The organism is Bradyrhizobium sp. 134 (assembly GCF_023074155.1).
Taxonomy (GTDB): domain Bacteria; phylum Pseudomonadota; class Alphaproteobacteria; order Rhizobiales; family Xanthobacteraceae; genus Bradyrhizobium.
In genome coordinates, this window is sequence record NZ_JADPKX010000014.1 from 21677 (window position 1) to 35950 (window position 14274).

At 58.8% G+C, this 14274-nt stretch carries 16 protein-coding genes; 2 read left to right on the forward strand and 14 right to left on the reverse strand.

Annotated elements, in window-relative coordinates; genetic code table 11:
- Positions 1-413: 413 nt before the first annotated feature.
- Positions 414-968 carry a peroxiredoxin gene (locus IVA75_RS05330; protein ID WP_247285950.1) on the forward strand — a complete coding sequence of 185 codons (555 nt, stop codon included), beginning with the start codon at positions 414-416 and terminating at the stop codon, positions 966-968.
- A 325-nt stretch (positions 969-1293) separates the two neighbouring features.
- On the opposite strand, the gene IVA75_RS05335 is transcribed toward IVA75_RS05330, so the two are convergent.
- The 13 genes from IVA75_RS05335 to IVA75_RS05395 form a co-directional block, all read right to left on the reverse strand.
- Entirely contained in the window at positions 1294-1443 is a 150-nt protein-coding gene (locus tag IVA75_RS05335) for a hypothetical protein (RefSeq protein ID WP_247285949.1), read from the reverse strand.
- Between the two features lie 418 nt (positions 1444-1861).
- On the reverse strand, positions 1862-2197 hold the full coding sequence (locus IVA75_RS05340) for a hypothetical protein (RefSeq protein ID WP_247285948.1): 336 nt from the start codon (positions 2195-2197) through the stop codon (positions 1862-1864).
- 556 nt (positions 2198-2753) lie between these two features.
- Positions 2754-2936: a hypothetical protein gene (locus tag IVA75_RS05345; RefSeq protein WP_247285947.1), complete on the reverse strand. Its 183-nt coding sequence runs from the start codon at positions 2934-2936 to the stop codon at positions 2754-2756.
- A 138-nt stretch (positions 2937-3074) separates the two neighbouring features.
- On the reverse strand, positions 3075-3434 hold the full coding sequence (locus IVA75_RS05350; protein ID WP_247285946.1) for a hypothetical protein: 360 nt from the start codon (positions 3432-3434) through the stop codon (positions 3075-3077).
- Between the two features lie 11 nt (positions 3435-3445).
- Positions 3446-3685: a nitrogen fixation protein NifZ gene (locus IVA75_RS05355; RefSeq protein ID WP_018457702.1), complete on the reverse strand. Its 240-nt coding sequence runs from the start codon at positions 3683-3685 to the stop codon at positions 3446-3448.
- Positions 3682-4002, reverse strand: coding sequence for a nitrogen fixation protein NifZ (locus tag IVA75_RS05360; protein WP_018457701.1), 321 nt, complete (start codon positions 4000-4002; stop codon positions 3682-3684). The genes IVA75_RS05355 and IVA75_RS05360 overlap by 4 nt, the downstream gene beginning before the upstream one ends.
- A 1109-nt stretch (positions 4003-5111) precedes the next feature.
- The gene (locus IVA75_RS05365) at positions 5112-5333 is read right to left on the reverse strand and encodes a 4Fe-4S binding protein (protein ID WP_247285945.1); all 222 of its coding nucleotides are present in this window, start codon (positions 5331-5333) and stop codon (positions 5112-5114) included.
- A gap of 15 nt (positions 5334-5348) precedes the next feature.
- Positions 5349-6905, reverse strand: coding sequence for a nitrogenase cofactor biosynthesis protein NifB (nifB, locus tag IVA75_RS05370; protein WP_247285944.1), 1557 nt, complete (start codon positions 6903-6905; stop codon positions 5349-5351).
- A gap of 620 nt (positions 6906-7525) precedes the next feature.
- Positions 7526-9643, reverse strand: a complete 2118-nt coding sequence (locus IVA75_RS05375; protein WP_247285942.1) for a prolyl oligopeptidase family serine peptidase — start codon at positions 9641-9643, stop codon at positions 7526-7528.
- A 474-nt stretch (positions 9644-10117) separates the two neighbouring features.
- Positions 10118-10339: a putative nitrogen fixation protein NifT gene (gene nifT, locus IVA75_RS05380; protein WP_018457694.1), complete on the reverse strand. Its 222-nt coding sequence runs from the start codon at positions 10337-10339 to the stop codon at positions 10118-10120.
- A complete protein-coding gene (nifS, locus tag IVA75_RS05385) occupies positions 10336-11529 on the reverse strand; it encodes a cysteine desulfurase NifS (RefSeq protein WP_247285940.1) in 1194 nt (397 codons plus the stop codon). The genes nifT and nifS overlap by 4 nt, the downstream gene beginning before the upstream one ends.
- Positions 11530-11547: 18 nt before the next feature.
- Positions 11548-11859 (reverse strand): NifU family protein, encoded by a 312-nt coding sequence (locus tag IVA75_RS05390; protein ID WP_247285939.1) that lies wholly within the window; start codon positions 11857-11859, stop codon positions 11548-11550.
- A 21-nt stretch (positions 11860-11880) separates the two neighbouring features.
- The gene (locus IVA75_RS05395) at positions 11881-12201 is read right to left on the reverse strand and encodes an iron-sulfur cluster assembly accessory protein (RefSeq protein ID WP_247285938.1); all 321 of its coding nucleotides are present in this window, start codon (positions 12199-12201) and stop codon (positions 11881-11883) included.
- Positions 12202-12529: 328 nt separating this feature from the next.
- Here IVA75_RS05395 and IVA75_RS05400 point away from each other — a divergent pair, with 328 nt between their 5' ends.
- Positions 12530-13120 carry a hypothetical protein gene (locus IVA75_RS05400; protein ID WP_247285937.1) on the forward strand — a complete coding sequence of 197 codons (591 nt, stop codon included), beginning with the start codon at positions 12530-12532 and terminating at the stop codon, positions 13118-13120.
- A 728-nt stretch (positions 13121-13848) separates the two neighbouring features.
- Here the strand turns inward: IVA75_RS05400 and IVA75_RS05405 are convergent.
- Positions 13849-14058: a hypothetical protein gene (locus tag IVA75_RS05405; protein ID WP_247285936.1), complete on the reverse strand. Its 210-nt coding sequence runs from the start codon at positions 14056-14058 to the stop codon at positions 13849-13851.
- Between the last annotated feature and the right edge of the window lie 216 nt (positions 14059-14274).

Below are 14274 nucleotides of genomic sequence, written 5' to 3' on the forward strand. Positions count from 1 at the left end.
GGCGTCGGCGTGCCCTCAGCCCTCACTCCTTGTTGCTGCATTCAGTTAGCAACTGGCGTGCCATTCGTTCGCACGCGCGTTAAGCATCTGATTAGGCTTGACTAATAGCGCAGCGCCCGAGACCGGAAGCTGTGGTGGACCCGACAGCGGCAAGGGCTCTGACAGAAAACCGACAAAGCGGGGCGCGTGGATTCCCCTGCGAGAGGCGGGCGAAGGAGCGCGCAACGGGGAATGCCGGGCCGAGACAATTGAGGAGACCACACGGTGCAGATAGGGTCCGAGGACACCGCCATCATCAAAGGCGAATGTTCCACGACCGGCATGATGGGGCTTACCATCAGCGGGGTGGCATATCGCTTGCTTTGCCAGTCGCGGAACGCTGTTTCCGTGTGACGCGATGCTGTGAGGACAATATGCCTGGAATTGGAAGTAAGTTGCCGCCGTTCGACATCACAGGCGTGAAGCCCGGCTTTCACCTGCCAGAGGAGAACGGGCAGAGCGCCTTCGAGACGCTGACTGAGAGGAGTTTCCCCGGAAAATGGAAAATCATCTTCTTTTACCCGAAGGATTTCACATTCGTCTGCCCAACCGAAATCGCTGAGTTTGCTCGCCTGTCCAAGCATTTCGCCGATCGCGATGCAATCGTGCTTGGTGGCTCGACCGATAACGAGTTTTGCAAGCTCGCCTGGCGGCGTGAGCACAAGGATCTGCACCGTCTATCGATCTGGCAGTTTGCGGACACCAAGGGCGCACTGGTCGATGGCCTTGGAGTGCGATCGCGTGATGGCATCGCGCATCGCTACACGTTCATCGTCGATCCTGAGAACACGGTCCAGCATGTCTATGCGACAAGCCTCAATGTCGGCCGCAGCCCGACGGACACGTTACGCGTTCTGGATGCGATACAGACGGATGAGCTCTGCCCTTGCAACCGCGAAATCGGCGGCGACACGCTTAAAATTGCCTGAGGCAACATATCGAAAGTGCAGCAAGGAGCAGCTCCCGAATTAAGGACGTCAGATTCAATCGTTTCTGGATACGGACGATCTTACCGCAAATGCGGCCTGCTGCTAGCGAGTGCGGCATGCAATTCAATTCTCATTGCCACCATCGAGTCTACCGCGACCGCCGCGCTGTCCGCGCGCGGCAGTCGTGGCGGCGAATCGACAGTCTCGATGATGACGCTGAACAAGGTTCACCACCGCTCTTGCTCACCTCATAACAAATCCCGCATACAAGAGGATGCCGAGGCGGCTCCGCATGAACATACAAAATACTTGTACGCTTCTGCGCCTACTCGACGCACATCTCCTGCCGAAGTTCCTTTATGTTGTCGCCATAGGCCGGACCGCGGCTATTCCCTTCTTTCTGCGCCTTGCCGGCCGGCAGCATCATCGGAGCGATCTGCGTCAGCCGCAGGCCGCTAATGCTGTAGGCTGACATGCCGGCACCCACGGACTCGGGCCAAGCTCCCTCTTCGGGGCAACTAGGGTTCCAGTAGTCGCGCCTCGAGAAGGATGGAGGCAGAGGGAGATAGCTCAGCGCCGAATGACGTCTACCGGCCGGGATGATGATCCGCCGGCACGCTCGCGGACCGTATTTCCGGGCTCGATAAATCTATATTGACCGATGTAAGCCGCACTATGAGACGAACGAGTCGGGCTTATCAGTCCCTGATTAAAACCATGACTCGACGAGTTTTAGGCCAAGTGAGCCGGTCTATCAGGAAATCGGTCAGCTCGTTCATGGCGAGCTGACCCTTGGGCGCAGGGACCTGAAGCGATCGGGTGGCCTGGCGGTCGTAAGCCGCCTGGCCGTCTCGATCATCACGCCGGTCAATTTCCGAACATTGAGGCGGATCTCAGCGCTGGTGACCCAAGCCAATCCCCAAGGTACGTGCTTTCTGTCTTAGAGAGCCCTCGGATCGCTTCATAAGCTTTGAAACCCTAGCTACAGGGGTGCGGGCCTTTGAGTGCGCCTTGAGCAGCTTGACGTCATCCTTACTATACTCTTTGCGCTTGGTGCTTTTTGCCACGTGTTCTCCGATTTCGCTTTGCACATCTGCCTGGAGCGTCTTGTTTTTGGCGAAGACGCAACTGCTTCCCATTACCATATCAATGGTCATCGACAACCATTCAAGCGGATTTTTCTCTTTGAGATAAGAACTGGAACTACACGCGAATTTGTCCTCTGTCATCTGGATCTTTATTCGCGTGACAAACCTGATTTTCTACGTGCACGTCAGCGCCTTCAACATGGAAGCAAGCGATAGAGATGGGACACTCGATGCGTCTTCGAAACAACAACTCGAAAAGCGCTTCTGCTTGAACGCGCCGACTTCACTCAGTAGTTTGTAGTATGATATTTCCAAGCCCCAATACTATTGGTGCACTAGAGAGAGCGGATGGGCCGGGACAGTCGCACTGCCTCACTTGCGCGCGCATCATCAACCGGCCTTCACGGCGAGTGCACGGCGGTGGACCTAAGGGCGAGTACTCACAAAGGCACATCTTACAAAGCCTGAGCGTTATTCCTCGTCAGCAGATCGAGCACGGCTCGCTGATCCAAACTTCATCTACCGCAGTATCCTTGGTTTAATAAGCCACGTTGACGTTCCCAGGCGATTCCGTCCTCAGCGAACAGTTCTGGGAGACCATCGCCTGTCCCCGTCTTATGGACCCGATGGACGAGCGAGCGACCTGATCGTGATATTCCCGGGCCGGGCACTACGGCATGGCAAGCAACCCGCGGGCCTAGCCGTCCTGTGTGAGCTTGGCACCGGCAGGCGATTGCTTGATCGGTTTGCCAGAGCGCTTGGCCAGCACAATGCCGGCGCGCTGCGGATCATTCGTGATCTGTAGCAGTGACCTGGTGACCTTCACTGTCGAGTAGATGCAGGTCGAACCTCCAACCCGGCGGAACGGATTCTGCGTCATCTCGGACGCCTCGCAACAAATCCAGGCAAGATGTGGAGCTTTCTGCCGGAGCGTCAGGCAGGGCTCAGAGGCTGTATGAATAGCGGCGAGCGTCTACTCGATCTCCGTCAAGGCGCCTTCGAGCACCATCTCCACGATCTATTGCCAGAACAAACGTTCAGGGTCGGCGTTCAGAACCGCTGTCGCCAGGCCAAGCCGTTGATGGGTTGAATGCCACTCCCAAAGGCCCCTGCGGTGATCTTTGCGGAGCAGCTGCCATGCCGCCGCAGTCCTATCGTGGTGCAGCAGCGCGACGTCGACGAGGCCGCCCTCCGCATTGATATTGCCTGAGCAGCACGGGCTCTCGACCAGATAGCCACCAGCAACCGCTGTCACCTTTGGCGAGACATATCGGTAGTGCTCGCGGTTCTTCAGCGCGCGCACGATCCGCCACCGGTCGAGCTCGTTGGGATGCGCAGGCAATCCGGAATGATGTCGTCTGATGATTGCTGCGTTCATTGCGCGATGTCCTAGACTGCAGAGATTTCTGCCTCGAGGCAGCCAACCACCAACTGCTTGCCGAAGTCGACCATATAAATGGGTAGGTTCGCTCCCGTATGGCGACCGACCTGGACGATCTGACCAATATACCCGACGCTGACCAGACACTCTTCGGCCGACGCGCCGGGAAAGGAACCGTCGTTGAGCAGATCGATTGCCGCCTTGACACGTTGGCCTGACCGGTATTTTGGCGATCTTGGTTCGATCATCGGGGTGCCGCTCCTGGCAAGAACGGCTCCTCGCCTTCGTGGCTTGGCGAGACTAGATCGAGCTCCTTGCATTTCATGCCGACGCGATTGCCGGAGCCGAGGAATTCGACTCCATAAATATAAAATTGTTGCAGGAACGTGCCGATCGAGACGACATAGCCAAGCTCCCCTTTCTTGACCAGAACCTCACCGATCTCCTTGCCCACATAGGTGCCGTCGTTGCGGATGGTGCGGTTGGCCCGCACGTTGTCACCATAATCAAAGAAGGGGGCGTCCGTCAGCTCGACGATGTCACTATCACGGGCGATGTTGCTCATGCTGCCGTCCCCGCTCCATGGTTCAACTGTACCGCGCCTCGCGAGCGCCCGGGCTTACGAACCGCCCTATCATGATGCTCGATGGACCCCCTCCATTCCCGCACGGCGGCGCTTGGGGTCGCGGATTGCATGAGCCTGTCGGGATCCCGGTGCAGCAACATCAATGCCCGCAGCCTAAAATCGAGACGATCGAGACAACTATCCGTGAGCCCATCGTTGATGTTGAAGAAGCCGTCGACGCGGCACGCGCGTCTGTCATCGAGCCGGGCGTGCTTGAGCCGGCCGCGAGCCGCGTGCTTCAGCGCGGGATGCGCACAGCTGACAGAGTCGACCTGATTACCCCGCCAACCGAGGGCATTGTGGACGTGATCACTCACGGTCCCGCCCATACGCTCGCCCAACAACACCTTGGCGCTAGCATCGTCCGCCGGACAAAGCCCCAGCAGCCTCCGACAGTTGCCGTCCTTCGCCGGGTTGCCCGAGACGCACCTGCAAGTCGGCAATAGGCGTTGAGCGAGAACAGGAAGACCCGCACGAGGTGCTCTCATAGCAGCCGAATTCCAACTTGGTGGCGCCGACCGCACCGGTGGCAGGAAATTCGTTTCCGCATCACGTGATCGGGTCCGAACGCCCTGCCGTGGCGCAGGTGTATTTCTGCACCTTCATCGAGGTGATAGGATAGCCCTGTCGCCCTGTGATGATGCTTAGCCGGCTCGATACCGTGCGACCAAGACACGGCTCGGTGAGGACGCCCTCTCTCGGATGACCAACTGAAGAAGGCCTCGGGCATGAATGTCGCCTGTTCAATGATGGCCGCACATGACTGGATTGATATCGTGGAAGACGGGTCAGCCCTTTGTGGGTCCATCGGCGAAATTGATCCTTGACGCCCAAGACAGCGGCCTTCGGGTCGACAGGAATAGCTCGAGCGCTCCCGCCCACGTGCGCGTTGCCAGAATATGGGTCGACAACTGGCGAAAAGGTTAGCGACCAGGGAGAGCCGTCCACCCGGTCTGAGAAGGGGAAAGCCGTGGCCGGCGCCTCGTGAAGGCGGAGCATCATCCGCCCGAGTTTCTGAACGAGTGTCGTAGTGACATCCATCGTGGCCCTCAAGCAGCCTGGTGACGCGGCAGCGCCGTATCAAGCACGCATGTATTGTCAACCGGGCAAACCGCCACGCATTGGGGCTCATCAAAGTAGGCGGCGCACTCGGTGCATTTCTCAGGATCGATCAGGAAAATGCCGGCTCGCTCGGAAATAGCGAAGTTCGGGCACTGCGTTTCGCAGGCCGAACAGCCCGTGCATTGCGAGGCGATGATCTTGAACGGCATTGTCTGAACCCATCCTCAGGCGGCGGAAATCAGCGCATTGCGGCGGGCCGCCGGATCGACCCGCTCAATGTGCTTGATCTTCCCCTCATTGACTTTATGGAGATAGAGTTTGAACCAGGCGATCGCCGAGCCATCAATGAACTCCCAGGCGTACTGATCGACCGGTTCGATTCCGGCCTTGATCAATTCGGCCTTCGGGCAGCCGCCGATCTTTGACACGAGCACGGCATGGCAGTCGTTGATGGCATCGATGGCGATTTCGAGCTTGCTGTCCTCGCCATCGCCGCCCTGGCAATAGGAATGAATAGGACGATGGCCAACGAATTTTGCGCCCGAAGTTGAGAGCTCGTAGATCTGGAACTCCTTGGCATGACCGAAGTGCTGGTTGACCAATCCCGAGCCCTTGGTTGCAACCGCCACCAGCACCTTGATTTCGCTGGACGCGCTGGCAAGCCCAGCAAGCTGCTCCTGCTTGGCCGCAAGCTTTGCAATGCGCGCCTTCTCGACTTTGGCCTGATACTCCTTTCGGGCCTGTTCATCATATTTGATGTCCATGGCCATGATCTTTTCCATGGTGAACTCGGCGCCGCGGTCCTCCCCGAGCAGTCCGACGGCGTCGGCGCGGCACTGGCGACAGTGACGCATCATGTTCATCTCGCTTTCGCAGCTATCCTGCAATGCTGTCACTTCCTGTGCGGTCGGGCCGCGTTGCCCGCTGAGACCGAACACGGTGCCGTGCTCGGGTGACGAAATCAGCGGCATCACGTTATGCAGGAAGGCGCCGCGCGACTTCACGGCCTTGTTAACCTCAACCAGATGCTGATCGTTAATCCCGGGAATCATCACCGAGTTGACTTTGCACAGGATGCCGCGCGCGGTGAGCATCTCCAGGCCCTGGAGCTGCCGATTGCTGAGGATGCTTGCAGCTTCAATGCCGGTGTAGCGCTTGTGGCGGTAAAAGATCCAGGGATAGATTTTTGCGCCAATATCGGGATCGATCATGTTGATCGTGATCGTCACGTGATCGACCTTAAGTCTTGCAATCGTGTCGACATGATCAGCTAGCGCCAGACCGTTCGTCGAGAGGCACAGCTTGATATCTGGCGCGAGTTTATTGACGAGCTCGAAGGTCTTGAATGTCTTGTCCGGATTCGCCAGGGGGTCGCCGGGGCCAGCAACGCCGACCACGCTCATCTGAGGGATGGCGGAAGCGACCGCCAGCACCTTCTTGGCGGCCTGCTCCGGCGTCAACTTCTCGCTGACAATGCCGGGGCGCGATTCGTTTGCGCAATCGTATTTACGATTGCAGTAATTGCACTGGATATTGCAGGCGGGTGCGACGGCGACATGCATCCGGGCATAATGATGGTGCGCCTCCTCGCTGTAGCAGGGATGGTTCTTCACCTTTTCCCAGACCTCATTTGGCACATTGCCGATGCCGGCCTGAGATCGGCACCTGGCCTTGTCGCTCCCACCGACCGTACCGCAGCTGTTGTGCTTAGCCATGACTTGCATGGTCTCGCTGATGTCGCTGCCGCCGCAGGCTACCTGGTGTTGCGCTGAAGTACTCATTTTTCCAATTCTCTTCGCAAGCCGAATCCCTCCAGCAAGCATCCCCAGAGTTCTGAAAAGGCAAGAGCAACTGGCGTGCCATACCTGCCACAAACGTATTTTGTGTTTCGCTCCAAGCAGTTAAGCATCGTCCGTTCGAATGTCCGTTTTACCAACTCATGTTCGAAAGCTGACAGAATTGCGATCACAACAGCGCCCGGCAGCGCTATTACGAGGGCGGTACGCTGGTTCATCTATGCCCTTGGGCAAAGACATGGCGGCTGGTGTCGTTGAAAGTTGATCTTGTCGCCGAAATGTGACGCGTATGCAAAGCACAATCCGCAAAAGACGTTCCGGACGCTTTGAAGGACAACTTGAACCGGCGATGCTTCCTAGATGCAGACAAGAAACCCGTTACCGACCTATGTCGTGAAGATCACGCGGGCCCTTTCCTGACACTCCGGACGCATTGTCGGGCAGGTGAAGAGAAACGCCTGGTGCCCAGAGTCCCGACGGCCACGAATTGGACCGTGCGTCCAAACGTTGGTAGGCATCTCGAATAGGTGGTGCGGGTGTGGACGCCTCAGATTCGTAAAGCTGCAGCCGCCTCGGTCGACATCGCACGAACTGCCGTCCAACAACTACACTACGTCGCTCCCGTCCTCGGTATCCAGCCAGCCGATCCTGCTCTTCAGGAAACGCAGGCCCAGCACCAACAAGCCGGCGTGCTCCCTGTTGTCCTTGCCACAGCCGTGGCCGCCGGCGGCATGCTCGTATAAATAAGCCTCATAGCCCATCGCCTGCAGCTTCGCTGCCATTTTGCGCGCATGTCCGGGATGGACGCGATCGTCCCGCCGCCTGGTGGCCATCAGGATCGGTGGATAGGACTGCCCGGGTCTTGCAGCATGATAGGCAGAATAGGTCTTCAGCCACTCCCACTCCTCAGCGTTGTCGGGATCGCCATATTCGGCGAGCCAGTTCGCCCCGGCGAGCAGTTTGGTGTAGCGGCGCATGTCGATCAGCGGGACGGTGCAGAACAGTGCGCCAAAGAGCCCAGGATATCGCGTTAGCATGTTGGTAATGAGGATGCCGCCGTTCGATCCACTCTCGGCCCCGATCCGCTTGGCCTGTGTCACGCCGCGCTTAACGAGATCGGCGGCGACGGCTGCGAAATCGTCATGCGACAATCTCTTGCCGGCCAGCCGGCCGGCGTCGTGCCAGCGCGTGCCGAACTCACCGCCGCCGCGCAAATTTGCCTGAACCGTGGTGCCGCCGCAGTCAAGCCAAAGCTTACCGAGCGCGGAATTGTAATACGGTTTCACGGACGTTCCAAACCCGCCATATCCGCTCAGATGGACCGGCGCGTTGCCGGTCTGTCTGACCGGGCCGGTCTGTAGGTAGGGAATTCGCTCACCGTCGATCGAGACGGCCTCGTGCCGCGTGACTACGCAGTGCTCCGCGGCAAACGTCTTCGGCGCCTGCTTCAGCACGGCGGGACTGCCAACGCCGCGCTCCAGCAGGATGAGGGACGGCGGGGTGAGCGGATCCTCGACGTGAGCCAGCAAGTCGCCATTGCTCTCGGACGGATCGCGATCGAGAGACCAGATGTCGACGACGCCAAGATCAGGAAGCCCGCCCAATTGCTCGCGGTTCCAGCGATGATCGGATGGCGTGCAGATCTCGAACACTGGGCGGAGTTCGTCGAGAATGCAAAGCACAAGCTTGCCCGCACTCCAAAAGAAGCTCTGCAGCGCACGGCGCGGGCCCGGCTCGAATAGAATGTCGAACTGGCGGCTGCCCGCCAGGAATGCCGGCAGCGCGATGACGAGCACCGTATCCGCGGCATAGGTCTGCCCTGCCACAGACCAGGATTCGCGCGGCTTCAGGGCAAGCCAATTGCGATGCGACCGCATCCAGATGTTACTTGGCAAATCGAGCCTCGTCTTGGCTCCCGTTTCATCGCCCAGCCAGACCACGCAATTGGAGACGTCTGTCGCATCGAGGAACCAGATCCTGGGCGGCACGACAGTGTCGTCAACACTGCAACCGACTGACACATGAGCGGCCTTGGTCTCAAAGATCACTGCCGCGTTGTCAACATGCGTACCACGCCGCCACAGCCTCACCGTGCGCGCATAGCCGGTGGTCGCGGCCATGCCGTCACCATGGGAGCTTAACAACACCAGCGTATCAAAATCGAGCCATACGCCGCTGCCTTTGGCTTCCGGCAAGACAAAGCCGTCGTGGATGAAGAGCTTCGTGTCTGAGTCGAATTCACGCAAGGTGACGGCATCGCTTCCGCCGCGCGATAGACTCAAGATCCATCGCGAGTGATCTCCAGGCGGTGCGGCCGTGGCTTTCAGAAGCCAGTCTTTGCCTTCGCTGACCGCAAGTTGATCGAGGTCGAGCAGGATGTCCCATGATGGCTTCAGCCTGCGATACTCTTCCAGAGTGGTTCGCCGCCAGAGGCCGCGTGGATTATTGGCGTCCCTCCAGAGATTGTAGAGATACTCGCCGCGCCGGCTGACATAGGGGATATTGTCAGGTCGGTCGTAAATCGCCGTCAGCGCATCTCTGTCTCGTTCGGCTGCGGGTCCGCCAAACACCTCCAGGGTTCTGCTATTCTGCCGCTCGACGAAGTTCAGCGCCCGCGCGCCTTCTATTTGTTCCAACCACAGATAGGGATCATCGTCAGGAGCGGAGGGCGTTGGCCTTCCAGTTCGCGAGTCGTCGACGCTCCTTGTATGACGATGCGTCATTTACAACCTTAGTCTTCGCGCAATTCGACTGATTCAAGGATTTGCATCGCGACCGTTGCATCACGATTTGCGAGCTACGACTTGGCCCGGTGCGAGATCCAATCCTCTCGAAACTGTATCTTGCGGAGTTGCAGCGATTGGCCTGACGCTGTGAAGATGTGCGGAATGTAACGACCGGGCTGGCGATGTCAGCACAATGGGCCCTCGCGAGGCCTCCCCGGCAACGCCATCTCGCTGGCCCAACAGTGCAGGCCTAGGCCGAGTATTGCGTTTGACACCATGCGTCGGCGCCATCTTGGGTCCCAAGGACGGTTCGACCGCTTCCGGAGTCATCGGCAGGTTCGGCTGGAACCTTCGACCACGCCAAGCCAAAGCCAGGGATTGATGGCCTTCCTCGCAAAGGCCGGACCGCTACGCCAAGAACAGCTTCCGCATCCGCTGGTTTGGCGAGGTTCTGTGGAGTCGCAGCATTCATCATTCGGTTGCTTCGCCGCCGCGCTTTCTGGCATTGATCGTAATTGGAAGGATGGTGTCACTCGCCATCGCGGGTAGGTCGAGCACCCACCCGTTCGCGATTCTAATCCAACCACCCCACAGCGTCTCGTGCTCACATTCGACAATCGACTCCTCAAGATCCTTCTTGGGCACATAAATCGAAAGCCCCGTCTCGGGCGAACGGCGAATCATGACCTTCATAGGAGCTCCGCAACTTGTGAGCTCTCGCCCGCGCGCTCCTGACACGCACGCCACAAGGCTCTCTGTTTGGCATTGATGTCCGCCAGGACTTGCAGAACACGATCGATCTCATCCGGCGCCGTCTCGCGCGACAGCGAGAAGCGAACCGCACCGCGCAAAAAGGCCGGTGGTACTCTCATCGCGCGCAGGACATGGGACGGCTCCATCGAGCCGGACGCGCAGGCTGAACCGAGCGAGGCGGCAATTCCGTTGCGGTTCAGGTGGTCGACGATGGCCTCTGCTTCGAGATGCTCGAATGCGATGTTGGACGTATTTGGCAAGCGGTTCTTGATATCACCAAGCACGATGCAACAGCCGAGAGCGAGTATGCCTTGCTCCAGCCGGTCGCGAAGCATGCCAATCTGCGTCTGCTCTTGTATGAGGTGTGCCGCAGCGAGTTCCGCCGCCTTGCCCAGCCCAATAATGCCCGGAACGTTTTGGGTGCCAGCGCGGCGATGCCGCTCCTGTGCGCCGCCGAAGATCAGCGGTCGGAACCTGGTGTCCTTGCGCACATACAGCGCGCCGATCCCCTTCGGACCATGGAGCTTATGGCCGGAGAGCGACAGCATGTCGACGTCCGTAGTCTTCAGGTCAATCGGAATCCGCCCGACCGCCTGGACCGCATCGGTGTGAAAGAGCGCGCCGACTGAGCGCGCCATCTTGGCGAGGGATTTCACCGGAAAGATCGTACCGGTCTCATTATTGGCCCACATGACCGAGGCGATTGACGTCCGCCTCGACAATGCGTTGCGATAAGCCTCGATGTTCAATCGGCCGCTTGCATCGACCGGAATGACATGGGTCTTGATTCCGCGTCGGCCCAGCTCCTCGGCAAGGGACAACACGGCTGGATGCTCAACGGCCGTAGTGACGATCTCGTCGCGTCCCTCCTGCACGGCGAGCGCGGACAGGATCGCGGTGTTGTCGGATTCAGTCGCGCCCGAGGTGAAGACGATCTCGTGATCGAATGCCGCGCCAACGAGGGCCTGCAGCTTCCGGCGCGCTTGTTTCAATGCGAGCGCAACCTCAGTGCCGAATGCATGCCCGGACGACGCATTGCCGAATTGCCCAGAGAAGAACGGCAGCATTGACGCGACTACCGATGGATGTGCACGGGTCGTCGCGTTGTTATCCAGGTAGATCAGCTGCACGGACTGTCCGCTCTGCACTTAAGGCCCCTCTTTGGCAGCCGCGGCGAGCGGGATCAGGCGGACGAACTCGCCGAGCCGCTCGATCAGGCGCGCCTGATTGGCCGCGAGCGTCGTTCTCGCGAGCTTGCATAACATGCAGGCGCCGGTGAGCCTGACCATGATCTTGTTGCCTTCGATTTCGACGAGCTCACAATCCCCACGATCACGCCTGAGGCTTGGCCGAATCTCATCGAGCACGGCACGGACAATCCGCTCGCGATCGGAAGCCTCTGCACTCGAAGACTGCTTCGTTCGTTCAGCCTTCAGGCCCATGTTCGATGCTCCTTCCATTGCGAATGGTCCGAAGGCGGCTCAGCTGAACGATTTGCCGCAGGAGCAGCTCGATTTGGCATTTGGGTTATCGAAGCGGAACCCTGATCCTTCGAGCGACACCACGAAATCGATCGTGGTACCGTTGAGATGCGCCCGGCTCGCCTTGTCGACGAAGACTTTGATCCCGTCATGCTCAAACACGGGCTCATCGGAGACCGGCTCATGAGCAAGACCCATTTTGTACGTGAACCCTTGGCAACCGCCGCCTTCGACCATGACCCGCAAACCGCTTGCCGGCTGGGCCGTCGAGGAGATTGCGGCCTTCAGTGCGTTGATGGCGCTATCCGTTAGGCTGATCATTTCTGGCTCGCTCTCAGTTTCTGTCGGAGGCACAATTCGCAAATCCCATGCCAATCGAGATGCAGCTGAAGTCCATTGGTTTTGAACGCGGCGACCATTCGATTTGCGACCTGTCTGATTTGCGACAGGCGGTTTTCGGGCGTCCCGCCCTTATCCGGCCGAGACCTCGTGATGGTGCCAGCACGTATTATCCCTGCACATTGCGCCAATCCGCCGCTTACCGTGTGCGTCGCTGCAGACATGGGCGCACGGCAAACAACTTGCATAAGGTCAGCGGACACGCCGCATTGGCGATGCATGTACACGACAGATTGATGAGGAGCCTTCCATGACGTCGATCGACAACACCGCTCTTGGCCAGTTGGACAAGGAGGGGCGGTTGCTGAATGCGGTGCTTAAGACCGAGACAACGAAGCCGGGGCGATTTGGATTTCGGGGCGACATCGCGCTGAAGTTCCAAGCCCAGCTCGCCGACGAAAAACGACCGCCGGACTATTCCATTGAACAAGTTCTTGCAATCGCGCAGGAAGGCGAACCGACTATCCCAGTCCTTGCCGGATATCTGCATTCGTTCGGGTATCTACCTGAGGCTGCAAAGGTTCTGGATGGCAGGCTGAGCCCCAAAGGCAGCTATTTCATTTTCTGCAACAACATTGATCTGCTGGCGAAGTACCGCACCAAGATAGGCGACATCACCTTCCGCATTCTGCCTTGCGACGAATCAACTGTCTGGAAGGAGATGATGGACCTCGCCGGCGTCGACAAGAATGACATCAAGAAGCTCGGTACGGCCGGTAGGCTCGACTACCTGCTCGACGCGGCCAAGGACATCGGTGGATCATACAGGGAAGTTTCATACGAGGACGGCCTGGCCAAAATGGAGCCGGTGAAAAACAGAAGCGAAAACCGCCCCGTCTGAGGCAGACCTCTCTCTCGCCAGCTCGACGACTATGCCGCGGAGAGAGTCACTGCGCCCGCTTCACCGGGACTGGCTCTGACAAACCCTGGTGATGGACTACCGGCCTCCCTTTCGGGAGATCACACCGCCACTCTGCTAGTCGTGTGTCGGCCAAGAGCACTGTCGTCAACTGCACTGAGGGGCGGCTGGCCACGACCGTGCGCCTGACTGCATCCATGGGGATCAGGACAATCCAATGCTGATCGGCTGATGGTCGCGGTCACATTTCAGAGGGCGGATCGCCGATGTATGGTTCGGCTTTGGCGCTGTGCTCCAGGCCTTTGCCAGCCTGCGTGGCGCAGAGATGTCGCGCGTTCGATGCTCGCCAACCGATCAACGAGCTGCGCCCATGAATGATGGAGACCGAACCGAGGACTGAGTAACGCACACGTTTGCATCGTTCGAGAGAACCCAGGGAGCCAGTGTCAAGCGGTTTGCCTCGTACATGCAATTCCGCAGAGCCGTAAAACGCGACGGCGGGGTGCCGGTTGGTCGAGCCAGGCCAAGCGATAGCTGAGCAGACTTTGCCGCACGTCTTCAATGTTGTGAGAACGAAGCGAAGCTATGCAGCATGTCGCAACTGAGTCTGTCCTGGGAAGTTGCTCGAGGTCGCGAATCGCGCGGCCGACCCGCCCATCCCACAGACGCCACTTCACAGTTCTGACGTCCCTGCCGATGGCTGGAAGCACTCAAAAAGGGCCTGATCGGAATCGTACGATGCGATCGGCGATCTGCTGTATGGGCTGGATCTCCATGGCAATATGAAACCAGTCGATGATGTGGGTCGTTGGTTTCGGCATGGCGCGGGGCAGCCGCTTTAAGATTTCGGCCCCGTCCGAGATCACCGTCACATCCCCAAAGCCGCGATATTCCGACTTCCTAGAGAGGGCGAAGAGCACGATCGCGGATTGCCTGATGGTCGGTGCTGCCGGTTAAGAAATAGCAACCGCCCCTTTCTCCCCGTCCCCCGCGGGCGCATCTGGCCACGACGAGCTCGAAAATTCGCGCCGAATGTTGATCAGGCGCTACGAACGTACGCCGTATCGATGCTGATGACGAACTCTTTGCGCCGAGCTCCGGGAAGCTGCATCTCAAGGTGCCATCGGTCATCCGTT